The following is a 22,223-nucleotide window of genomic DNA, read 5'->3' as shown; positions in this document are numbered from 1 at the left end:
CTTATTTTGATACCTTTATTATAGCACATGCGCCACGTGCTTTCAAGTCATGGTTTATTGTTCCGTCCGGTTGTTTAAGCCAATTTTACGACACGCCTCTGAGGAGAAATTAAACCGCTGCCACCGTTTGGGAAGATGAGCATAGCGCTTGTTCTGCCGCTCAAAATATGTTTCTGCCTGTTCTTTCGCATCGGTATGAATTAGACGCGCAATCTGCGGCGCTGCGTCAGATGACAGCGTTAAGGCATATTCCACGCCTTTGCGTCTTCCTTCTAAATACATATCCACCTGACTTTTTGCCACAAAATAATCCATTGGAACAAGGTTTAACACAAGATAATAGGCAAGCCCTATCCCTAAATATACTGCAATGATATCAAATTTGGGTTTTATAATATAATAAAAAGTTGCAAGAAGCCCCACACCCTCGAAAATTAAAAATCCAAACACCAAAAACCGCAGCCGTGTTAAGCCGTCATCCTCGTTATAAAGCCACATGCGGTAGAACGATGAGGCTAATAAAACCAGAGTCATTGCGCACAGGTAAACGCACAGCGCCCTTATCGTTTTCGCAGCCGGCCCTGTTTTATGCTTTGTGAAATGAACAGTCAATAAAATGATAAAAATATTAATCCCCGTTAAAAACAGCAGTTCAAAAAAACCTTTTCGCGCATATTCTGTGTAGGTTAGTCCATAGGGCAGCGTCTGCTCTGCAAACAGATACCGAAACTGGACAACTGCAAAGATCGTATATACCGCCGCTATTGCAAACAGCAAAATATTTAATATGAGCGTATCTCCTTGTTTCGCCGGTTTTGCGGATAAAGCCGCCATATTGCGTTCAGAATAGGAATGACACACCATTCCAAACAGGTAAAACCCGGCCAATAACCCCAGCGCGATTTTCCACACAGCGTAAAAACTTATGGAATGGAACGCTTTTTGAGTAAAGTTAGAAATTCCAGTTCCAAAAACCATATCAGCAGAAGATAACAATACAAGCAATAAAATTAACACAGGAACCGTAATGCAAAGTGCAGCAAGCACCCTTTTAATCACAGGCGCTTTTTGTTTGTTTGCCTCTATAATCCAGCGAAAAGGCTTTGAAAAATGGCGGAATGGCGCTATTGTTGTGCCAAACAAATTGGGGAAAAAACGGCCATTAAGGTCTGAAAACATAAACCCATAAAGAAAGATGCTGACTAGGAGATTCCACCCGCGCCAAATATTATTTTCACTCAAAACCGCGTTTAAAGATAAAATAAAAATAGGAATATACCGCCACAGCCGTTTTTTATCCGGCACAACAAACCACAGGCAAATCAATTGCAGCACGGCAAACACCGGCACGCTGATTCCTGCATATTCCGGAAGAACCAGATAGGAAAAACCGGCAGCAGATAACATACCATAAATCAGTAGTTTTATTTTTGTTCTGTTTTCCAATGTAAGTTTCGTTGCGTAAGTTTTACTTTCACCAATCATTGTTCTTCCTCTCTCCATTCTAAGATGTCTGCCGGTTGGCAGGAAAGCGCCTTGCAAATTTCCTCCAGCGTTGAAAAGCGAATTGCTTTGGCCTTGTTGTTTTTCAGTATAGAAAGATTTGCAGGCGTAATATTCATTTTTTCTGCAAGCTCCATAAGTCCAATTTTCCGTTTTGCCATCATAACATCTAAATTAACGATTATTGGCATTTTTTTACACCGTCCAATCATGTTCTTCTTTATAGTACATTGCCTGTTTGAAAATGTCCTTTAACGTCAGGCAAAACAACGCGCCAATTGCAAACACCAGCACAATAATCACCGTTGCCAGAGAAAACAGCAAAAAACACTTTATAGTGAAAATAAACGAAATAACGCCGCATGCCGCAGCCATCCTCCGAAAAGCGGAAATGTTTTTTTCCACAAATGGATTTCCGCCCAGCAATGTTTGAAACATTTGTTTTAAATTCAATAGAATGAAAACAGCACAAATTCCCGATGCAAACAAAATTGCCGACGTTATGTAATAAAACTGGCTGTCTGCAGGCTTGTCCAAAAGGAAGCATAAATACTTTGTCAGCCAAGGAACAGCCGCCACACATACAATTCCGCCATAAAACATAATGTCCACCAAGACCTTTGTAACATAATGTGTAACCGTGTTTTTATACATAAAAACTACCTCCCAAAGTTTATTGTGCCAATTCTTAACTGGATTATAGCATACAAAAATATAAAAGTCAATAATTATTTATTGAAAAACAATAAATAATTATTGACTTTAAAGATAAAGTTTAAATGATACCGGTTACGAATTTTGCTGTCAGCGTTACAAGAAAACATAAGCCAATGCCCATCGCCGTTGGAATTGCCGCTGCTGCAAGCGTCCATTTCATGCTGCCGGATTCTTTTTTAATCGTCATCAGTGTGGTGGAGCATGGCCAGTGCATCAAAGAAAACAGCATAACGTTGATTGCCGTAACATAAGTCCAGCCGTTTGAAACAAGCACCTGGCGCAGTTCGCTTAAAGACGCAGCCTCCATCAGGCTTCCGCCGGAAAGATATGCCATGAGCATAATCGGAATCACCGTTTCATTTGCCGGAAATCCCAAAATGAATGCCATAATGATAACGCCGTCCATGCCAATTGCCCGGCCAAAGGGGTCTAATGCGCCGCAGCATATTGCAAGAAGCGTGTTCCCCCCCACTGTTACGTTTGCCATCAGCCAGATGATAAGCCCTGCAGGCGCCGCTACCGCTGCCGCCCTGCCCAGCACAAACAACGTTCTGTCAAAAATGGAGCGAATTAAAACTTTTCCGATTTGCGGCTTCCGATAGGGCGGAAGCTCCAGCGTAAACGATGACGGCACCCCCTTCAAAACTGTTACCGACAGAAGTTTCGACACGAGAAACGTCATGAATATTCCCAGCATGATTACGCCAAGCAGAACCACCGCACTCCCAGCCGACTGCCAGAATCCCGCTGCGGCAGTGATGACAAACATGGAGATTATGGAAATGAGTGTGGGGAACCTGCCGTTGCACGGTACAAAATTGTTGGTTATCATGGCAATAAGCCGCTCGCGGGGTGAATCAATAATTCTGCACCCCACAACTCCCGCCGCATTGCAGCCAAATCCCATACACATGGTCAACGCCTGTTTGCCGCAGGCGCTACACTTTTTAAAGCATTTGTCTAAATTAAACGCCACCCGGGGCAGATATCCCAAGTCCTCCAGCAGGGTAAACAGCGGAAAGAAAATCGCCATTGGCGGCAGCATAACAGAAACCACCCAAATCAGCATTCTGTAAAGGCCATGCACCGCCATTTCAAGGATAAATACCGGACAGCCTATGTAGGAAAGTCCATTGTAAATCCATTCCTCTGTTTGAAACAAAAATGCACTGAGCAGCTGGGACGGATAGTTCGAACCGGCAATGGTGAGCCAGAAAATAATTAAAAGCATAAACAGCATTACGCCGAAGCCCCATTTTCCTGTTAAAACCCTGTCGATTTTCCTGTCCTTCTCATCGTATTTCTCGTTTTCAAACGTTACGGTTTCCTCGGCAATTTCTTCGGCCCGCTTTACAATTGATGAAACAATTTTATCCTGAAGATTGCTGTCATTCATTTCGTTTTCATTTAAAAGCGCCCGCGCACTTTCTACACTTTCACCCGCGGCCATTTTGATGTCGGTTTCAAGATACCAGGTCACGGAATCAATGGCCTGCACGTCGCCCTCAATGAGCTTTAAGGCCGTCCACCGCGGACTAATTTTGTCTTTACAGATGTTCAAAATTTGCTTTTCTACCATGTGAATTGCTTTTTCTAAGCTTTCCTCATACACAACGGGAATGCTTGTTTCATTCGGCTGTTTCACCTTTTCCTCAAGCTTTTCTAAAAGCTCTTCCAGCCCGGTTCCGCTTCTTGCCGCAGTGCAAACCACAGGCACCCCCAGCAGCTGTTCTAATTTTCTAATGTCAATAGCGATTTTCTTTTTTCTTGCTTCGTCCATCAAATTTACGCAAACAATGGTCTTTTTGGTAATTTCAATGGTCTGCAAAACCAGATTTAAGTTTCGCTCCAAGCATGTGGCGTCGCACACTACAACAACTGCATCAGGCTCGCCAAAACATATAAAATCCCGCGCAACCTCCTCTTCTGCAGAATGTGCCATCAGCGAATAGCAGCCCGGCAAGTCAACGAACGTAAATTTTGTGTCTTTATATGTACATTCTCCCTTCGCACCGGTAACCGTTTTGCCCGGCCAGTTTCCTGTGTGCTGGTGCATGCCCGTAAGCTCGTTGAAAACCGTGCTTTTTCCAACATTTGGATTTCCCGCGAGTGCAATACGGGTTCCCTCGTCCTCCTGCGCATCATACGCGAAACAATCAACAGCAGCAGCCCCGGTTGATGCCTTTGTTAATCCCATGAACCCACCTCCTGATTATGTAAAGGCGGCAAATCTGCCGCCGATTCTATTTAATAAATATGTTTGATGAATCTTCTTCCCGCAGCGCAATAACCGCACCACGGATTGAAAATGCCGTTGGATCCCCCAGCGGGCTTCTTTGCAGGCACAACACTTTTGTTCCTTCAACCAGTCCTAAATCCTGCAGTCTCCGCTTGATCCCGTTTTCTCCGGAAAGGCCCGACACCACGCCATATTCGCCGGGACGCAGCACCGATAAGCAACTACCCTTCATACACATTCAGCTCCTTATCCTGTAAAGCTAAAATTTGAAATTTGCTTCTCAATCTCAGTATATGCCGCAGAAAGTGTTTCGTGACGCAGTAATCCCAGTTTTCCGACAAAAAATTTCATGTTTTCTGCACAAGAAAAAAAAGTTTCATTTTATATGCTATTTCTAAAATCCATTTTGCAAAACGGCAACAATATGGTATAATAAAAATATATGTCAATTTTTAATTAAATGCAACATATGGTGCATCAGGAGGAAAGAAAATGGAAAAGAACTACTACCAGCCGGAAATTGAAACAATGCCCGTGGAGAAAATCCGTGCGCTGCAATCGGAAAGACTGGTAAAACAAGTGAAACATGTTTATGAAAATGTTCCCTACTACCGCAGGCTTATGGACGAAAAAGGCGTTACACCGGAAGACATTCACGGCATTGAAGATTTACATAAGCTTCCGTTTTTGACGAAAGCAGACCTGCGCGAGGCCTATCCTTACGGCTTGTTGGCAAAACCGCTGTCTGAGTGTGTGAGAATTCAGTCTACGTCAGGCACCACGGGCAAGCGCGTTGTTGCGTTTTACACCCAGCACGACGTTGACCTTTGGGAGGACTGCTGTGCCCGCGCCGTGGTGGCAGCAGGCGGAACCAACGAAGACGTGTGCCAGGTTTGTTACGGCTATGGTCTCTTTACCGGCGGTCCGGGCTTAAACGGCGGTTCCCACAAGGTGGGCTGTTTAACGTTGCCCATGTCGTCGGGAAACACCGAACGCCAAATTCAGTTTATGATGGATTTGGGGTCAACAATTTTGTGCTGTACGCCATCTTATGCCGCTTATATCGGCGAAAGCTTAAAGGAGCGGGGCTATAAGCCGGAGGACAACAAGCTGAAAGCCGGCATTTTCGGCGCCGAACCGTGGACGGAAGAAATGCGCAGAGATATTGAAAACTCATTGGGAATTAAAGCCTATGATATTTATGGTTTAACCGAAACAAGCGGCCCGGGAGTTTCGTTTGAGTGCAGCGAGCAGACCGGTATGCATATTAACGAAGACCATTTCATTGCCGAAATTATCGATCCCGAAACAGGCGAAGTGCTGCCCGAAGGCAGCAAGGGCGAGCTGGTGTTCACCTCAATCACCAAAGAGGCGTTCCCGCTGCTTCGCTACCGCACCCGCGACATTTGTGTATTATCCCGTGAGAAATGCTCCTGCGGAAGAACCTTTGTAAAAATGACAAAGCCAATGGGCAGAAGCGACGATATGATGATTATCCGCGGCGTTAACGTGTTCCCGTCACAGATTGAAACCGTGTTGCTAAACGAGGGATATTCGCCCAACTACCAAATTGTTGTTGACCGCGAAAACAACACCGATACGTTAGACATCAACGTGGAGCTTTCTCCCGAGATGTTCTCAGACACCGTAAAATCAGTAACAGGCCGGGAGAAAAAGCTTGCAGAGGCAATTAAAACCATGCTGGGAATCAGCCCTGCTGTGCACCTTGTTCCCCCGAAAACCATTGCCCGCAGCGAGGGCAAGGCTGTTAGGGTAATTGACAAGCGGAAATTGGTTTAAATAAAAAATGAAAAAGGAGTGTTTTGCATGACAATCAGCCAGTTATCAATTTTTGTGGAAAACAGACCCGGAACACTTTATGAAATTACCGACACGCTGGGCCATGCCGGTGTTGACATTCGGGCAATGTCAATTGCCGACACCAAGGATTTTGGCATTATGCGCCTCATTGTAAACGACATTGAGAAGGCAAAAAAGGCTCTTGAAGATAACGGCTATGTGGTTTCTGAAACCCCGGTAATTGCCGCCGCTGTTTTCGACCGTCCCGGCGCGCTGACAGACATTATGAAGCTTTTGGCAAACAACGGAATTAATATTGAATATATGTATGCCTTTATTACCATATCCAAACAGCATGCCTATACTGTGATTCGTGTGGAGGATAACGACCGCGCGGAAGAAATTTTAAAACAAAACGGCATTAAGCTCGTTACGAAACAGGACATTGAAAAGCTTTAAAAACGGATTCAGCAGGAGGTGAAAAAATGAATAATGGTAAAGACGCCATATTCATTTGTCTGAAAGACCAGCCTGAGCTTCTCGACAAAGCCTCCCATTGGTTTCACAGCAAATGGGGCGTTCCGTTAGCGGAATACCGCACAAGTATGAAAGAAAGCCTCATGCAGAAATCAAAAATTCCCCGGTGGTATCTTGTTTTAAACACGAAACAGGAAATTGTTGCAGGGGCGGGCATAATTGAAAACGATTTTCATGACCGGAAAGATTTAACACCCAACCTGTGCGCCCTGTTTGTGGAGCCTGAATATCGGAACAACGGCATTGCAAGGTCTATTTTAGATTTTGCGCGCAAAGACGCAGGCAAGGCGGGGTTTTCAACGCTTTATTTAATAACAGATCACACAACATTTTATGAAAAGTGCGGCTGGTCATTTTTAACCATGGCTAACGACAGCAGCGGGCCGGTTCGGGTTTATGCCGCACCAACAATAACGTAATTAAAAAAAACGAGCAAACCAAATGGCTTGCTCGTTTTATATATTCTGTTTTAAAACAGTCCAAATCCGCCATAGGTCACAACAATGGACGCAAACACAATGGAAACCATAGATAAAAGTTTAATTAAAATGTTAACAGAGGGGCCGGAGGTATCTTTGAAGGGGTCGCCCACCGTGTCGCCCACAACAGCCGCCTTGTGGTTTTCGGAACCCTTTCCGTTAAAGTTTCCGGCTTCAATATATTTTTTTGCATTGTCCCACGAGCCGCCGGAGTTTGCCATCATAATAGCCAGAACAAAGCCAGACACCAAAGCGCCTGCCAGCATTCCCACAACGCCGTTGCACCCAAGCACAAGGCCAACAACAATCGGCGCCAAAACGCCCAGTGCCGCAGGGGCAACCATTTCTTTCAACGAAGATTTTGTGCAGATGTCCACACAGCTTGTGTAATCTGCTTCGGCTTTTCCCTCAAGCAGACCCTTAATTTCTCTGAACTGGCGGCGAACTTCTACAACAATTTTCTGTGCTGCCCGCCCCACTGCCTGCATGGTCATGGCCGAGAACAAAAACGGCAGCATTGCGCCCACAAACAATCCAATGAGCGTTGCAGGGTTTGTGATGGTTAAATTAAGCTTTGTTGGGTCAAGGTCTTGAATTTTATCGGTATAAGATACAATCAGCGCCAAGGCCGTCAGCGCGGCAGAACCAATGGCAAAGCCTTTGCCTGTTGCCGCGGTGGTGTTGCCCAAAGAGTCCAGCGCGTCTGTCCGCTCTCTAACCTCGCCGGGCAGCCCGCTCATTTCAGCAATGCCGCCGGCGTTGTCTGCAACAGGGCCATATGCGTCGGTTGCAAGAGTGATGCCTAAGGTTGAAAGCATTCCCACAGCGGAAAGACCCACGCCATAAAGTCCGCTTTCAAACGAGCCCATTCCGCCCGCAAAGAAATAGCTTGCAATAACAGAAATTCCAATGATGATAACCGGAATGGCGGTAGAGCGCATTCCCAGTGCAATGCCGTCAATGATAATGGTTGCTGCGCCGGTTCCCGACGATTCTGAGAGCTTTTGCGTCGGTTTATACGAGTCGGACGTGTAATATTCTGTAAAAAATCCAATTAAAACGCCCGCCACAAGTCCTGAGATAACTGCGCCGAACAGGCCGTTTTCTCCGGGCATTAATTTCCAAATTAAAATAAAACTTGCAATTGCAGAAATAATTGCCGCGGAATATGTTCCTTTGCGCAAGGAGCCTAAGAGCATTTTCTGCGTTGCACTCTCTTTGGTGGAAACAAAAAAGGTGGAAACGATGGATGCAACAATTCCAATTGCCGCAATCAGCATTGGCAACAAAACGCCGCCTATGCCGTGACCTGCCGCAACAGCCAGCGCGCCGCAGGAAATAATTGAGCCGACATAAGACTCGTAAAGGTCTGCGCCCATTCCGGCAACATCGCCTACGTTGTCACCCACGTTGTCTGCAATAACAGCAGGATTTCTCGGGTCATCTTCCGGAATTCCCGCTTCAACCTTGCCCACAAGGTCTGCGCCAACGTCGGCAGCCTTTGTAAAAATGCCGCCGCCGACCCTTGCAAACAGGGCCATAGAGCTTGCGCCCATACCAAAGGTGAGCATGGCCGCCATAATTTCATCAATGGGAAGCCGAAACACAAATTTTAAAAGAATAAACCACACGCTGATATCTAAAAGGCCAAGGCCGACAACCGTCATTCCCATTACGGTTCCTGAGGAAAAGGCAATTTTTAACCCCTTGTTCAGGCCTTCTTTTGCACCGTTGGCAGTTCTTGAATTGGCATAGGTTGCAATTTTCATTCCAACAAAGCCGGACAGGCCGGAAAAGAATCCGCCTGTTAAAAAGGCAAACGGAACAAATGGCGTTAAAAAGCCGAAGCCTGCTAAAACAGCAAGCAAAACGACCATAACCACAAAAAAGATGCCCACAGTTTTATACTGTCGTTTTAAATATGCCATGGCACCGCTTCTGATTTTTGATGAAATCGAGGCCATCAGTTCTGTGCCCTCGGGCAACTTTTTCACAGCAAAAAACTTATATGCTGCAAAAATCAACGCTAAAACAGCCGCGCCTAAAACAAAAAAAGGTGCGTAATTCTCCATAGTGTCAACCCCTCGCTTTTTTTATTATAATTTGAATATATTTATTATACCACTTTTTCCCTTTGTTGTAAACATTTATTGGGAAAAAATTACACTTTTCAATTTTCGTCTTCGTGCAATTCAATCTTTTTGTTTTTTATCCCGTTTTCGACAATTTTGTCCTGAAAATATTGACACCGGCTAATGGTTAGAACCGTCTTTCCATAGTCTTTTAACGCTCCGTTGTCATAAAACACAACACGGCTGTCACGCAGGAACGAGTTTAAAATGTGCACGGTGTCCACCGGCGTTTCAATTGATAGGAACGCGTTGTTTTCGTTATGGAGCACACGAATATTGTCAAACACAAGATGCTCCTGAACCGGTATTTCTGCGTCTGGGTAGTAAGAACGGCTGTATTTATCATTATCAAAGTGAATGGAAAAGTGCGCGGTTCTGGCCTTTTCTAAAAAAATATCCCGGAATGTAACGTTTCTCACGCCCGCTCCATAAACGGCGCCGCTTTGCGCCATTACCCAGCAAATGCCGTCTAACACTTGTTCCCCGGCTTCATGAACAGGCTGTGTATAAGATGTGTAAACCGTTCCGTCCGCCTTTGCCTTTACTCGGTACAGCCGTCCGTTAGATACCACCGTGTCCGACTTTTGCACCTTCATGCCAGTAAACCAGTCCCGCCATGCTCCCGCTAAAATCCGGCAAAAATATCCGGTGGTGTTTTCCGCATTTAGGTCGTGGCAATTTTTCACAACGCCGTTTTCAATCCAGCCCAGCTCCGGATTTCCTGTGTCATAGTCATGAGCATTTAGCGCAATGGCGTCGTCAAAGGTTTGAAACACACCGTTTCTTATGGTAAACCGCTTGCCGCATCCCAAATGCACGCCGTCCTTATCACCGCGGATTTTCACATCATCAACCAACACATCCCGAAAGGTACAAATGTGTATTCCGTATTGTTTTTCCCCTAAATCCATACAACGAAAGCCCGTAATTTTTAAATCTTTCACATAAAAAAAGCCAAGCTGCCCCCGCAGGCCAAACACCGCAAAATCCAGGCAGTCCACCCCATTCACCATAATTTGCAGATTTTCAATTGAAATGTGATGGTCATATTGCTTTTTCAACGCGCCTTTGTTTAAAATTACATGGGTAAAACCCCCGCAGTCGTTCACCTTTTTAACATATACGCCGTTTCCGCAGATAAGCGACGTGTCAGACCCAATATAAACCGTTCCGGAAAGGGCATATTCCCCCGGACAGGAAACCACAATTGTCCCGCCCGAATCCAGCGCTGCCTGAAGCGCCTTTTGGTTCTCCTGTCCGTTGTTTTGAGGCAGAAAACCCAGCTCGTTTGCATCTGTAAACATTTTCATCTCTCCCTTCTCTTTTCACCATTTTATCAAATTTGAGCGAAAAGTCAACTTGTTTCGTTGACTTTTTCAGCCCATGATACTATAATTAAGACAAAGAGGTGTGAAAGATGAAAAAAATATTAATCGTAATTGATTTTCAAAACGATTTTGTTACAGGCAGTTTGGGTTTTTCAGGCGCGGAACTGTTAGACCAGCCGATAGCAGAAAAAATTCGGCAATATGGCAAAGGAAACGTATTCTACACGCTGGACACCCATGAAGAAACCTATTTGAACACGCGCGAGGGCAAAAACCTGCCCGTGGTACATTGCATAAAAAACACCCATGGCTGGGAAGTTTTCGGCGAAACCGGCCGGGCTTTAAAGGATGTGGAGGCAGTCGGATTTTGCAAAAACTCTTTTGGGCTTGACATTTCAGACGAGGTGTTTAAAAAACTTCCAAAAGAGGCAGACGAAATTGAGCTGGTTGGGCTGGTTTCAAACATCTGCGTCCTCAGCAATGCCGTGGTGTTTCAAACAAAATATCCGAATGCAGGCATCACAGTGGATGCTTCCCTTACAAAAAGCGCCGACCCAAAGCTGCATGAAGCAGCGTTAGACGTTTTGCAGGGACTGCAGGTAAATGTAATTAACAAATAAAATTGCGCCGAGCTATTTTAAATAGGCAGACACGAAAGAGGAAACCAAATGACAGATTCAATTCAAAAAGCTTGGGACTATTTATGGAGCAATTTGTTTTATGAAAAAACAAGTCTGTTTTATGACTACCGGGTATCACAGGAAAAAGACGGATTAATCAGCACTCTCCCCTGCCCTGAGATGGTGCGCAGGCAAATTCCCAATCCCTGTGGCTGGGGGATTGGCATGGAGGATTCCGTAATTAACAACGCAATGATGCTGGATACTGTTGTTTCAAGATATCTTGTTACGAAAGACCCGGCATTAAAACCATATGCCGATAAATTATTTGCAGGATTAAAGCTATGTGCAACGGTATCTGAACGCAGCGGCTTCATTGTAAGGAGTGTGTCGCCTTTTGACGGCGTTTCCCACTACATAAACAGCTCAAGGGACCAATATACTCATTGGATATACAGCGCTTATCGTTTTTATGATTCGGGACTTTCAGACCGTGAGCAGAAAGAAGATGTGAAAAACATCTTAGTTTCCGTTGCGAAACGAATGGAAGCAGATGTAACAGAGGAAAATGACTTTCAGCTTTTGCGGGAAGACGGAAAAATTGGTATTGTACAAAAAATGTGGGGACAGCTGGGAGCCCACGAATATCTGCGTCTGCCTATGTTTTATGCCGCAGCTTTCAAAATCAGCGGTGACGACCATTGGAAAAAGATGTACCTATCATATCGTGACGAAGCAACCGTTCTTTCCGAAAAAATTGATTACGAAAAGATTGGCGGTGTTTATCCCGTGCTTCAAATGCAATATTCCCTTGCATTGCTGTTTGACGCCGAAGACGATGAAATTTATAAAAGTAAATATAGAAATCTTATGAAACGTGCATCTGCGCATTACCACAGACAAGCAGTTTTATATTCAAAGGAACTGTGCAAGCCAGAGCACAAAGACGATTTTTGCTATCAATACAGGGACTGGCGCTACATGCCTGCAAAATTTGACGGATATATCGGGCAGATGCCCTACTACAATCCAAACCAGTGCTCTTTAGAGGAAAATCAGTCATTTTATCCGGTGAGGAATGTAGGTGATGCTGCCGCCATCGGTGCTTTGTGCGGCGATGCGCCCGATGATGTAATAAGTTCGGTAACAAATCTGTGTGACCGGATTGATTTTGACAATCATTACTCCAGCGCTCCTTTAAATTTGATAAACGCATTTTGGTTATTAAAAGAAATAAAAAAGGAGATATGAGAAAAAAATCTCAGGAAATTTTGCGTAAGTAACAGCAATAAATTTATAATAATACATAGCCGTTAATTGATACTCACACAAACGACACACCTATAAAAAATAAGTTAAATAAACAAAAGTGCATACAATATATCATTTCTCTATCACGGAAACATATATTGTATGCACGCTATTTTTGCTCGCGCCCCCTTAGGGGCGCGAGAATTGTTTTAATGCTTTCAGGCAATTTTGCTCAAAGAGCAATCATAATCCCCCATTGACAGGTGGTTAGGATTTAACGCAAACCGTTAATCGCCTTATCCAATTCATCCAAATCCTGACCCATTTTATTCCAGTCATTTTTGCCGCTGGAAGACTTAAATGCATCGTAAGCATCTAACACTTTTTGTATTTCTTCCGCCGCTTTTGACGGGTCCGGCGCGTTGTTCTGAGCCGGAGGGGTAACATCCTCCCCATTGGGCTGCGTCGGTTCGGTGGTTTGCGTCAGGTGGCTGGGGTTCAGCCCGTCAGAGGTTTTTAAAACCTCTGAAAGCGCTTCCTCCAGCGTCGGCGCCATGGCCACCGCGTCTTTATATGCAACAATAATTCGTTTCACCTCAGGAAGCGACGCATTGTTCTGCGACGTGATATACACCGGTTCCACATAGAAAATGGAATTTTCGAAGGGAATTACCAAAAGGTTTCCTCTTATAACCGTTGAGCCGCCCTGACCCCACAGCGTCATCTCACGGGAAATGTCCGGGTCGTTGTCAATTTTATTTTCAATCTGCATCGGACCGTAAACCGTGTTGCTTTTTGGAATGCGGTAAAGCACCATTTCTCCATAGTGCTCCGGGCTGCTTCTCAGCATTAAAATTCCCACCATGTTATATTTATCGCCAAGTACGTAGGGAATGGTCAAAACCAGCTCCGGTTCTGTTTCGCCTTCAATGGTAAACATATTGAAATAGGGCGTAACCGTCACTTCATTGTTCTGATATTTCTCTGTAGACACGCGCCAAACGTCCGACTGGTCGTAGAACTGTCCTGCATCGTCTAAATGGTATCTCTGATATACTTTCGACTGCAGGGTAAACAAACCCTCGGGCACGGTCAAATGGTTTTTAATTGCTTCCGGAATGGGTTCGTCTGCAAAAAGCGACGGGTATATCTTTTTATAGGTGTTCACAATGGGGTCGTCCGGGTCAATGATGTAAAACTTAACATCGCCGGTGTAAGCGTCCACAATGGCCTTAACGGAGTTTCTGATATAGTTTACACCGTTAAAGCTCTGGGAATAAGGATATTGGTCGGAGTAGGTATATCCGTCCACCACCCATTTTATTTTGCCGTCGTCATCTACCACGATGCAGGGGTCACCCTCATATTTGAAGAACGGAGCGACCATTTTCACACGCTCTGAGATGTTGCGGTTAATTAAAATTTTGCTGCTGTTGTCAATGTTTCCGGAAAAGAACATTTTATAGTCGCCGTAGTAGATGGAAAAAAGCAGCTTTTTAAAGAAGCTCATCTGCACGCCGGAGTCGCCGTCGTAGGTATATTCAATATCCTGGTATCCTTCTGAATAGTCCAGTTCCTTATTGTTTGAGCCAACAATTACATAGTCGTTGGTGCTCTCGCCGTAATAAATCCGCGGCTGGGTAATTTCCGGCATACCGTTTGTAGATTTCGGCGGAATGTCCTTAATTACAAAAGCAGGCTGTCCGTCTTCGGTAATCTGGTTAAAGGGGCTGGCAGCCACGCCGAAGCCGTGGGTGTAGCGGAATTTTTCGTTGGTGTAAGACCGGGCGGATTCCTCTAAATTTTCCTTATTTAACTCGCGGGCGGACATAAACACGCCGGTTAAGTTCCCGTCAATATTATAAGGAACCACGTCAATGTCGTTAAACGTATAATATTTTCTTAGATATTGCAGCTGGTTATAGGCGGTTAAGCTGGCGCCAAAATCAATCACGCGGGTGTTTAATAGCTCATCTTTGTTTTCGCGGATTACGTCGTTTGTCAGCTGCTTGTTAAAATCGAACTGCACTTCGCGAATGTCGTTTAAGCCAAATGCATTTTGTGTTGCCTCCATGTTATGCTTAATATACGGCGTCTGGTGGTTCCGCTCGTCCGGCGCAACCACAAACTGCTGCGTCAAGACAGAAACAAGCAGCACGGCCAAGTAAATGACAGGCACAGCCGCAACAAATCCAATAGACGCTTTATACTTTTTCCGCCACAGGAAAAACACTGCAAATAACACTGCCGCCAAAATAATATACGGGGCAAACTGGTAATACTTCAGCCAGATATTCGTCTCAATAAAACCTGCGCCCACAATGTCGCCGTTTCCGCCAAACTTGCCGTACATCAATCCTTCCGCCGCCAAACGGTAGGAGAAAATCATTGTGATGTAGTAAAGAAGCACGTTTGCCAAAACGTGGGTCAGCGCTCCCCGCTGGGTTATAACCATTTCTTTCACGTTCCGAATGCCACTCATCATAAACACAGCAACATAAACCACCGCCACCAAAATGGCTTGGAGCAGAAACACACTCTTAAGTGATGTAACTATGGTGTTAAAAAACGGCCGAATAAACACGTAATATCCAATGTCGCGCCCAAAAAGCGGATCTACAGTATTAAAATCTGTGTAATTTAACGCTGTTAATAGCTCAACATATGCGTTTTCTCCCATAATTCCGCCGAAAACAACGGAAAATACCAGGGCAAACAGAAAATAGGGCCATTTCTTTTCTAAAAATGAAACGTTGGTGTGCTTAATAAACGCGAGCCTGCGTAAAACAAACAGGTTGATGGTTGCCGCGATAAAGACAATTAAAAATCCAGATGCAGACACCGCCAAACGGCAGAAAAAGTTTTTCCAGAAGATGTCTGTATAGCCGCTTCCAACCTCGTTTACCTGCCAAATGTCCATTACAAAGTTTAAAATCCGTCCGGCAAACAGAACCAGCAGAACCAGCGCGACAATTACAATGAGCAAAATCTTTTTTCCCTTTGTCATTTTGCCGTTTCCCCGTTTAAACTTTTCGGCCATGTCTTTCGCACTGCCAAAGCCGCCTGAGCTGTCATTACCGCCAAAGCCGCCGAAGGTTCCGAAGCCGCCAAAACCGTTTTTTAAATCCATGAAATCACTCCTTCTTATGTTCTGCTATTCTTCATTTTCAGGGAACAGCGCTTTTGCAAACTCTTTAGGATCAAATTCCTGCAAATCGTCAATTCCTTCGCCCACGCCAATGAACTTAACGCCAATATTTTGCTCCCGCGACAGCGCAATGATAACGCCGCCCTTTGCCGTTCCGTCCAGCTTGGTTAAAACTACGCCTGTAATGTGCGCCGCATTGGCAAATTCCTTTGCCTGAATCAGCGCATTCTGGCCTGTGGAGGCGTCTAACACCAAAAGTACCTCAGAGGCCGGCTTTCCTGTTTCCCGCTCAATGACACGGGCGGTTTTTGCCAGCTCCTCCATCAGGTTTTTTTTGTTATGAAGCCTGCCTGCCGTGTCGCAGATGACGATGTCCGCGCCCCGCGCCTTGGCGGCCTGAATCGCATCGAACACCACTGCCGACGGGTCAGAGCCCTCTTTGTGCTTTACAATTTCAACCTCTGCCCGCTGTGCCCAAATTTGCAGCTGGTCGATTGCCGCGGCGCGAAACGTGTCCGCCGCCGCCAAAATCACCTTTTTCCCCTGGGATTGGTAATAGTGCGCCATTTTTCCAATCGACGTGGTTTTGCCCACGCCGTTCACGCCGATTACCATAATAACCGACGGCGAATCCTCCAAATGGCAAACAGAGTCTTGCCCCATTAAAATTTCAGATATTACGTTTTTCAGCTCAATTTTCAGTTCTGCAGGGTCTGTTATGTGCTTCTCCTTTGCCCTGGTGCGAAGCTCTTCAATCATATATACCGACGTATCCACGCCGATGTCCGCCATGATAAGCGTTTCCTCCAGTTCTTCAAACAATTCCTCGTCTACAGACTGAAATGCTGAAAAAACACTGTCCAGCCGTCCGAAAATCGCGTCACGGGTTTTGGTTAGTCCCTCTTTCAGTCTAGCAAAAAAGCCCTTTTTCGGCTTCTTTTCCTGCACGGTATCCTCAATATAATCAACCGTTTCAATTGGTTCTTCTTCCGGTTGTGCAACAGTTTCAGAAAAGTCCTCCTGCGCGGCTGCTTCTTCCTGAGCGCCGCTTTCCTCCTCTTCCTCTGTCTGCTCCTGAACTTCTTCTAAAACCGGTTCGCTGCCCCACCCTTCAGGGGCTTCTTCCGGTTCGTCAAAGGCGTTTAACTTTTCCGCCTCGTTTAGTACGTTTTCAATCAGATCTTTGCTTGTTTTTTTCTTTTTGTTAAACCATTTCAACATGTTTTCTCACTCCGTTAACCTATCTATTTCGACACAAACCCGTTGTCGGATTCGTGTTTTTTATCCCTTGTCATTAGCTCCTCTACCGCCTCTTTCGGACTGGCCCCTTCAAACAGTACGCGGTAGGCCTGCTCTGTTATGGGCATTTCAATGCCAAGCCGTTTGGAAAGTTTAAACGCTTCTTTCGCGGCATAAACGCCCTCAACCACCATGTTGACCTCCTCCATGGCTTCTTTTGCGGATTTTCCCTGTCCAATCAATATTCCTGCCCTGCGGTTTCTGGAATGCATGCTGGTGCAGGTAACAATTAAATCGCCCATGCCGGAAAGTCCGCTGAACGTGGAAAGTGAAGCCCCCAACGCCGTGCCCAATCGGGCAATTTCCGTCATACCGCGGGTCATCAGCGCGGCTTTTGCGTTGTCCCCCAATCCCAGACCGTCTGAAATTCCGGCACACAGGGCAATCACGTTTTTTAACGCCCCGCCCAGCTCCACGCCCAAAACGTCGGAACTGGTATATACTCGTAAGTAATCTGTCATGAACAAGTCCTGAAGCATTTTCGCCGCAGTTAAATTGCGGCTTGCCGCAACCAGTGTTGTAGGCTTTTGTTTGGCCACTTCCTCCGCGTGCGACGGGCCGGACAATGCGGCCACGAGAGCGTTGGGGATATGGTCTTCAATGGTCTGCGTCAACGTTTTCTGCGTTTCAGAGTCAAATCCCTTAGATGCGCAGACAATAGCTGCGCCGCTTTCCACATACGGTCTCATTTTCCTTGCAGTGTCCCCCACAGCTGCCGACGGCGTTACCATAACAATGACGCTGCGTCCGCGCACCGCGGCTTCCAAATCGGAGGTAAATGTAATGTTGTCCGGCAAAATCAGCCCCGGAAGGTTCTTTTTGTTTTCTCTGTTGGTTTTTAATGCATCGCTTTCTTCCTGAAAATAAGACCAAAGGCAAACGTCGTTACCCTTGTTTGCCAAAACTGCGGATATTGCGCACCCCCAGCTGCCGGAACCAATTACTGCAATTTTCATACCCCTAAATGCCTTTCTGCCCGAATTCATTCTGTCTGCGCCCTGCGGGCCGCAAGGCGCTTTCTGTTATTGTTTTGCCTTTTCACCGATTTTCGATTCTGTACCCGCCAACAGTTTTTTAATGTTGCTTTTATGACGCCAAATGCCCAATAGCCCCAAAAGAAGCGCTAAAACAATCTGCATTTTTTTATACAAAAGCGGCTCGCTGCTGTAAAACGCCAGTGCAAACAGCGGATATAACGCACAGCCGGCCAGCGAGCCCAGCGACACATATCGGGTGAGCACAATGAGCATAACGCCCACGAACAGCACGATTAGCGCAATGCGCCAGTCTAACATAAACATTACCGCAACCGATGTTAAAATGCCCTTGCCGCCGCGAAATCCGAAAAACACGGGGAAATTGTGGCCCAAAACTGTGGTTAATGCCGCAATATACTTGCAGTAGGCCACAATATCCGGCCCCTGGCGGAACAAATAGGCTACCAGCCACGCCAGCAGAATAGAAACAACGGCCTTTAACGCATCGCCCAACAGCACGAACGCCGCCGCAGTTTTTCCCATTACGCGGAGCGTGTTTGTAGCTCCGGCATTGCCGCTTCCGTGCTTCCGTATATCATTTTTCTTTAGTTTGGAAAGTACGATAGATGTGTTCACGCTGCCAATGAGATAGCCCAAAACAGCGCTGATGAAAAGTGCCCAAACCATAAAACTCCTCCTGATTTATTCCTTGCTTCCTTTTGTTTTTTCATTCTTCCGTTCCCGAACAATAAACCGCACCGGCGTTCCCTCAAGGCCAAACACCCCGCGGATTTGATTTTCCAAATAACGCAGATAGGAAAAGTGCATCAACTCTTTGTCGTTTACAAACACAACAAAGGTAGGCGGGCAGGTAGAAGCCTGAGTCATATAATAAATTTTCAGCCGTTTCCCTTTATCCGACGGCGGCTGCACCTTCATGGTGGCCTCGCCCAGCACGTCGTTTAGCATGCCGGTTTTAATGCGCATGGAATTTTGTTCATGCACAAAGTTTATCAGTTCAAACAGCTTGCCCACGCGCTGGCCCGTTAATGCAGAAATGTAAATCTGCGGTGCATACAGCATGAAGCCCAGCTCTAAATTCACCTTTTCGCGGAACTGTTTCATTGTGTTTGTGTCTTTTTCAATCAAGTCCCACTTGTTCACCGCAATGATAGACGCCTTGCCCTTTTCGTGGGCATAGCCGGCAATTTTCGAGTCCTGCTCGGAAATGCCCTCATTTGCATCTACCACAATCACACACACGTCGCAGTTGTCCACGGCGGAGAGGGAACGCAGAACGCTGTAGCGTTCAATCCCTTCGTCCACCTTGCCGCGTTTGCGCATTCCCGCAGTATCCACTAAGGTATAAGTCTTTCCGTCCTTTTCAAAGCTTGTGTCTACCGCGTCCCGGGTAGTTCCGGCAACGTCGCTTACAATTACGCGCTCCTCGCCTAAAATTTGATTTACCAAAGACGATTTTCCCGCATTGGGTTTTCCCACAATCGCAACCCGGAGGGAGCCGCTGTCATCTTCGTTTTCCTGAAACAATTCCTCGGGAATTTTAGCAAACACTTCGTCCAGCAAATCGCCTACCCCAAGTCCATGGGTGGAGGAGATTGCAACAGGGTCGCCAAGCCCCAGGTTATAAAACTCATAAAAATCCATCGGCGGCTGGCCGCCGCTGTCTACCTTGTTCACCGCTAAAACCGTGGGTTTTCCCGCTTTCATCAGCATGGCCGCCACATCGGCGTCGGCCGCGGTTAACCCCTCGTGAATATTGGTCATTAAAATAACGCAGTCTGCCCGCTCAATTGCTATTTCAGCCTGGGTGCGCATTCCCTTTAAAATTTCGTCGTCTGTGGCAGGTTCAATGCCGCCCGTGTCAATCAGCATAAAACGGCGCCCTGTCCACTCCGCCTCCATATAGATTCTGTCGCGGGTAACGCCGGGCGTGTCGTCTACAATCGACACCCTGGTTCCCACAATTTTGTTAAACAGCGTGGACTTCCCTACATTGGGCCGCCCAACAATTGCAACTGTCGCTTTTCTCATTGGTCTTTTCCTTTCTCTCAATACCCCAAAACCGCTTTTAAGAAGGCTTCGCCGTCATTTTTCACCGGCACTATTTTCATGTTCAGTCTTTTTTCCGTTTCCGAAAGCGTGTAATCGTCTAAAAACACGTCCTCGTCTGCTTTCAGCATCGATTCCGTAATCAGAACGCGGTCTGCTTGTTTATCCTGTAATGCGCGGATTAAATCAGAGCCGCCAAGCAGGCCCGAAACGGTCACTTTGCCGCCGAACAATTCATTTTTTATTCCTACAACTTCTATATTATTCATATTATATCGCATTTTTACGATATTTACCAGCTTTTTTATAAATTCATAGGAAATTTCTCCCGTTGCTACAACCGTTTTAGCCGTTCCCTGCGGTTTTAAGTCCGGCGCAAGTGCTCGCATAAACTCCGCCTCCATCGAAGCAATCATACCTACGCCGTTTTCAATTTGTGGAAAGTCCTCATATTCGCTTTCTTCCGGAAGCTCCATTCCGGCATTGATGAAAAACTCGTCCGAAGCATATACAAACCGGGTGCCATGTTCTTTTAAAAACCGTTCCTGCCAGTTTTTTATCTGTCGGATCACCGCCGCGCAGTCCCCCTTTTCAAAAGGGGACAAAGGATAAAGACCTTCTCTGCACTTTGTCAGCCCCACCGGCACCACAGACACGCTTTTTGCATGTGGCATAAATTGGGCAAGGTCGCGGATTGTGCGGTCCAGCTCCTCCCCGTCGTTAATGCCCTTACAAAGCACAATCTGCATATTCATTTCAATTTCATGGTCGGCAAGCAGCTGAATGTGGTCTAAAATCTGGTTTGCCCGCTTATTCTTCAGCATGAATACGCGCAGATCCGGATTTGTGGTGTGAACCGAGATGTTCACCGGAGAGATTCGGTAGCGGATTAACCGCATAATATCCTCGGTTTTCATGTTGGTCAGCGTCACATAATTTCCATAAAGAAACGAAAGCCGGGAGTCGTCGTCTTTAAAATAGAGTGTATCGCGCATTCCCTTTGGCATTTGGTCAATAAAACAGAAAATACACTTGTTCTGGCAGCTTTTCGGGCTGTCGAACAGCATATTTTCAAAATTGATTCCCAAATCTTCCAAATCCTCATTATAAATTTCAAACTCGAACAGCTCGCCGTTTTCCTTTAAAACCTCCATGACAATGTGCTCGTTAGTGGCTAAAAATTTATAATCAAGATAATCCGTGATTTTCTGTCCGTCAATAGATACAATCAGGTCGCCGGGGAGAAGTTCCAATTCCTCTGCAATGCTGCCTGGGTCCACCGACAAAACATATGCTCCGTGCTTCATTTCTTTCCTCCGTTAACTGTAAATGAGCGCTTTTTCCGCTAAAAATCGACGAAAAGTAAAAATAGAGAAGACTGTAAACGCCTTCTCTACCCTCTTTTTGTTTCAATTACGCTTCTTTTTTTACAACTTCTTTGCCGTTGTAATATCCACAAGCCTTGCAAACTCTGTGGCCCATAATCGGCTCGCCGCATTTCGGGCAGCTTACAAAACCGGGAATGCTAAGTTTCCAGTTTGCTCTTCTTTTATCACGTCTGGCCTTTGAGGTTTTTCTCTTAGGTACTGCCATGTTTCACACCTCCTGAATGTATCACTTAAAATTTTTTAATTTTTCCCATCTTGGATCGATTTCGTCATCTTCACAGCCGCATGGCCCGTCGTTTAAATCTGCTCCGCACTTTGGGCAGAGACCGCGGCAATCCTCACTGCAAAGATATTTGTATGACAAGTTAAGTAAAATATTACTCGAAACAATTTCAGACAAATCCACCGTGGTGCCGGAAAAGACAATCACAGAATCTTTGTCGTCAATTTCTTCACTGTTCTGCGTTAAGGTTTCGGTAAAATCAAACGACAGCGGAAGCTCTAATTCTTTCAAACACCGTGCACAGTTTGTATGAAACGTTCCTTCCACATGGGCGGAAAGTTCTAACACATCGCTGCGGCACACAATTTCACCTGTCACGCAGACGCCGTTTGAAAAAGTAACGCCTAAACCGTCCGCCGCATTTCCCGCGTCAACAGTTCCGGAGATGGTAAGACATGCGCCGTCGTTATTCAAAACGGTACTCAAATCGCAAATCATGCTGCTTTGCCGCC

At 45.8% G+C, this 22,223-nt stretch carries 20 protein-coding genes; 5 read left to right on the top strand and 15 right to left on the bottom strand.

Going from position 1 to position 22,223, the window contains the following annotated elements:
- Positions 1–54: 54 nt before the first annotated feature.
- The 5 genes from H8698_RS09360 to H8698_RS09340 form a co-directional block, all read right to left on the bottom strand.
- Positions 55–1,485, bottom strand: coding sequence for a DUF4153 domain-containing protein (locus H8698_RS09360; protein WP_249313125.1), 1,431 nt, complete (start codon positions 1,483–1,485; stop codon positions 55–57).
- On the bottom strand, positions 1,482–1,694 hold the full coding sequence (locus tag H8698_RS09355) for a helix-turn-helix domain-containing protein (RefSeq protein ID WP_249313122.1): 213 nt from the start codon (positions 1,692–1,694) through the stop codon (positions 1,482–1,484). Before H8698_RS09355 ends, H8698_RS09360 begins: the two co-directional genes overlap by 4 nt.
- A 4-nt stretch (positions 1,695–1,698) precedes the next feature.
- Positions 1,699–2,157: a DUF2975 domain-containing protein gene (locus H8698_RS09350; protein ID WP_249313120.1), complete on the bottom strand. Its 459-nt coding sequence runs from the start codon at positions 2,155–2,157 to the stop codon at positions 1,699–1,701.
- A 121-nt stretch (positions 2,158–2,278) separates the two neighbouring features.
- Entirely contained in the window at positions 2,279–4,417 is a 2,139-nt protein-coding gene (gene feoB / locus H8698_RS09345) for a ferrous iron transport protein B (RefSeq protein ID WP_249313118.1), read from the bottom strand.
- Positions 4,418–4,463: 46 nt separating this feature from the next.
- A complete protein-coding gene (locus H8698_RS09340) occupies positions 4,464–4,691 on the bottom strand; it encodes a FeoA family protein (protein ID WP_249313116.1) in 228 nt (75 codons plus the stop codon).
- 260 nt (positions 4,692–4,951) lie between these two features.
- On the opposite strand from H8698_RS09340, the gene H8698_RS09335 reads away from it, so the two are divergent.
- The 3 genes from H8698_RS09335 to H8698_RS09325 are packed head-to-tail and all read left to right on the top strand — an operon-like array spanning position 4,952 to position 7,215.
- Complete coding sequence (locus H8698_RS09335; RefSeq protein WP_177677237.1) at positions 4,952–6,259, top strand: phenylacetate--CoA ligase family protein; 1,308 nt, start codon at positions 4,952–4,954, stop codon at positions 6,257–6,259.
- A 27-nt stretch (positions 6,260–6,286) separates the two neighbouring features.
- A complete protein-coding gene (locus H8698_RS09330; protein WP_177677239.1) occupies positions 6,287–6,718 on the top strand; it encodes an ACT domain-containing protein in 432 nt (143 codons plus the stop codon).
- Between the two features lie 26 nt (positions 6,719–6,744).
- The gene (locus H8698_RS09325; RefSeq protein WP_249313115.1) at positions 6,745–7,215 is read left to right on the top strand and encodes a GNAT family N-acetyltransferase; all 471 of its coding nucleotides are present in this window, start codon (positions 6,745–6,747) and stop codon (positions 7,213–7,215) included.
- 50 nt (positions 7,216–7,265) lie between these two features.
- On the opposite strand, the gene H8698_RS09320 is transcribed toward H8698_RS09325, so the two are convergent.
- Both H8698_RS09320 and H8698_RS09315 read right to left on the bottom strand, forming a co-directional pair.
- Positions 7,266–9,347, bottom strand: coding sequence for a sodium-translocating pyrophosphatase (locus tag H8698_RS09320; protein ID WP_249313113.1), 2,082 nt, complete (start codon positions 9,345–9,347; stop codon positions 7,266–7,268).
- A gap of 98 nt (positions 9,348–9,445) precedes the next feature.
- On the bottom strand, positions 9,446–10,711 hold the full coding sequence (locus H8698_RS09315) for a glycoside hydrolase family protein (protein ID WP_249313110.1): 1,266 nt from the start codon (positions 10,709–10,711) through the stop codon (positions 9,446–9,448).
- A 113-nt stretch (positions 10,712–10,824) separates the two neighbouring features.
- On the opposite strand from H8698_RS09315, the gene H8698_RS09310 reads away from it, so the two are divergent.
- Both H8698_RS09310 and H8698_RS09305 read left to right on the top strand, forming a co-directional pair.
- Complete coding sequence (locus H8698_RS09310; RefSeq protein ID WP_249313107.1) at positions 10,825–11,355, top strand: cysteine hydrolase family protein; 531 nt, start codon at positions 10,825–10,827, stop codon at positions 11,353–11,355.
- A 48-nt stretch (positions 11,356–11,403) separates the two neighbouring features.
- Positions 11,404–12,606 (top strand): hypothetical protein, encoded by a 1,203-nt coding sequence (locus tag H8698_RS09305; protein ID WP_249313105.1) that lies wholly within the window; start codon positions 11,404–11,406, stop codon positions 12,604–12,606.
- Between the two features lie 274 nt (positions 12,607–12,880).
- Here the strand turns inward: H8698_RS09305 and H8698_RS09300 are convergent, their stop codons facing one another.
- The 8 genes from H8698_RS09300 to H8698_RS09265 form a co-directional block, all read right to left on the bottom strand.
- Positions 12,881–15,736: a UPF0182 family protein gene (locus H8698_RS09300; RefSeq protein ID WP_249313102.1), complete on the bottom strand. Its 2,856-nt coding sequence runs from the start codon at positions 15,734–15,736 to the stop codon at positions 12,881–12,883.
- A gap of 24 nt (positions 15,737–15,760) precedes the next feature.
- Entirely contained in the window at positions 15,761–16,702 is a 942-nt protein-coding gene (gene ftsY / locus H8698_RS09295) for a signal recognition particle-docking protein FtsY (RefSeq protein ID WP_346726843.1), read from the bottom strand.
- A gap of 296 nt (positions 16,703–16,998) precedes the next feature.
- Entirely contained in the window at positions 16,999–18,009 is a 1,011-nt protein-coding gene (locus H8698_RS09290; protein ID WP_249313089.1) for an NAD(P)H-dependent glycerol-3-phosphate dehydrogenase, read from the bottom strand.
- 66 nt (positions 18,010–18,075) lie between these two features.
- Complete coding sequence (gene plsY / locus H8698_RS09285; RefSeq protein WP_249313086.1) at positions 18,076–18,717, bottom strand: glycerol-3-phosphate 1-O-acyltransferase PlsY; 642 nt, start codon at positions 18,715–18,717, stop codon at positions 18,076–18,078.
- A gap of 15 nt (positions 18,718–18,732) precedes the next feature.
- On the bottom strand, positions 18,733–20,082 hold the full coding sequence (gene der / locus H8698_RS09280) for a ribosome biogenesis GTPase Der (protein ID WP_249313082.1): 1,350 nt from the start codon (positions 20,080–20,082) through the stop codon (positions 18,733–18,735).
- Between the two features lie 17 nt (positions 20,083–20,099).
- Positions 20,100–21,407 carry a DUF512 domain-containing protein gene (locus H8698_RS09275; protein WP_177680029.1) on the bottom strand — a complete coding sequence of 436 codons (1,308 nt, stop codon included), beginning with the start codon at positions 21,405–21,407 and terminating at the stop codon, positions 20,100–20,102.
- A 106-nt stretch (positions 21,408–21,513) separates the two neighbouring features.
- Positions 21,514–21,693 (bottom strand): 50S ribosomal protein L32, encoded by a 180-nt coding sequence (gene rpmF / locus H8698_RS09270; protein WP_177680030.1) that lies wholly within the window; start codon positions 21,691–21,693, stop codon positions 21,514–21,516.
- A gap of 21 nt (positions 21,694–21,714) precedes the next feature.
- The gene (locus tag H8698_RS09265) at positions 21,715–22,209 is read right to left on the bottom strand and encodes a YceD family protein (RefSeq protein WP_177680031.1); all 495 of its coding nucleotides are present in this window, start codon (positions 22,207–22,209) and stop codon (positions 21,715–21,717) included.
- Positions 22,210–22,223: the final 14 nt, after the last annotated feature.

Source organism: Congzhengia minquanensis (assembly GCF_014384785.1).
Lineage (GTDB): Bacteria > Bacillota > Clostridia > UBA1381 > UBA9506 > Congzhengia > Congzhengia minquanensis.
Note: the sequence above shows the minus strand (reverse complement) of the source record. Positions and strands in the feature narration are given on the sequence as shown.

What these genes read in the sequence shown, in the direction of transcription:
- H8698_RS09350 (WP_249313120.1), bottom strand. Translation starts at nt 2,157, where the DNA reads ATGTATAAAAACACGGTTACACATTATGTTACAAAGGTCTTGGTGGAC.
- H8698_RS09300 (WP_249313102.1), bottom strand. Translation starts at nt 15,736, where the DNA reads ATGGATTTAAAAAACGGTTTTGGCGGCTTCGGAACCTTCGGCGGCTTT.
- H8698_RS09330 (WP_177677239.1), top strand. Translation starts at nt 6,287, where the DNA reads ATGACAATCAGCCAGTTATCAATTTTTGTGGAAAACAGACCCGGAACA.
- H8698_RS09325 (WP_249313115.1), top strand. Translation starts at nt 6,745, where the DNA reads ATGAATAATGGTAAAGACGCCATATTCATTTGTCTGAAAGACCAGCCT.
- H8698_RS09355 (WP_249313122.1), bottom strand. Translation starts at nt 1,694, where the DNA reads ATGCCAATAATCGTTAATTTAGATGTTATGATGGCAAAACGGAAAATT.
- H8698_RS09275 (WP_177680029.1), bottom strand. Translation starts at nt 21,407, where the DNA reads ATGAAGCACGGAGCATATGTTTTGTCGGTGGACCCAGGCAGCATTGCA.
- plsY (WP_249313086.1), bottom strand. Translation starts at nt 18,717, where the DNA reads ATGGTTTGGGCACTTTTCATCAGCGCTGTTTTGGGCTATCTCATTGGC.
- H8698_RS09305 (WP_249313105.1), top strand. Translation starts at nt 11,404, where the DNA reads ATGACAGATTCAATTCAAAAAGCTTGGGACTATTTATGGAGCAATTTG.
- feoB (WP_249313118.1), bottom strand. Translation starts at nt 4,417, where the DNA reads ATGGGATTAACAAAGGCATCAACCGGGGCTGCTGCTGTTGATTGTTTC.
- H8698_RS09265 (WP_177680031.1), bottom strand. Translation starts at nt 22,209, where the DNA reads ATGATTTGCGATTTGAGTACCGTTTTGAATAACGACGGCGCATGTCTT.
- der (WP_249313082.1), bottom strand. Translation starts at nt 20,082, where the DNA reads ATGAGAAAAGCGACAGTTGCAATTGTTGGGCGGCCCAATGTAGGGAAG.
- rpmF (WP_177680030.1), bottom strand. Translation starts at nt 21,693, where the DNA reads ATGGCAGTACCTAAGAGAAAAACCTCAAAGGCCAGACGTGATAAAAGA.
- H8698_RS09340 (WP_249313116.1), bottom strand. Translation starts at nt 4,691, where the DNA reads ATGAAGGGTAGTTGCTTATCGGTGCTGCGTCCCGGCGAATATGGCGTG.
- H8698_RS09315 (WP_249313110.1), bottom strand. Translation starts at nt 10,711, where the DNA reads ATGTTTACAGATGCAAACGAGCTGGGTTTTCTGCCTCAAAACAACGGA.
- H8698_RS09320 (WP_249313113.1), bottom strand. Translation starts at nt 9,347, where the DNA reads ATGGAGAATTACGCACCTTTTTTTGTTTTAGGCGCGGCTGTTTTAGCG.
- H8698_RS09360 (WP_249313125.1), bottom strand. Translation starts at nt 1,485, where the DNA reads ATGATTGGTGAAAGTAAAACTTACGCAACGAAACTTACATTGGAAAAC.
- H8698_RS09310 (WP_249313107.1), top strand. Translation starts at nt 10,825, where the DNA reads ATGAAAAAAATATTAATCGTAATTGATTTTCAAAACGATTTTGTTACA.
- H8698_RS09290 (WP_249313089.1), bottom strand. Translation starts at nt 18,009, where the DNA reads ATGAAAATTGCAGTAATTGGTTCCGGCAGCTGGGGGTGCGCAATATCC.
- H8698_RS09335 (WP_177677237.1), top strand. Translation starts at nt 4,952, where the DNA reads ATGGAAAAGAACTACTACCAGCCGGAAATTGAAACAATGCCCGTGGAG.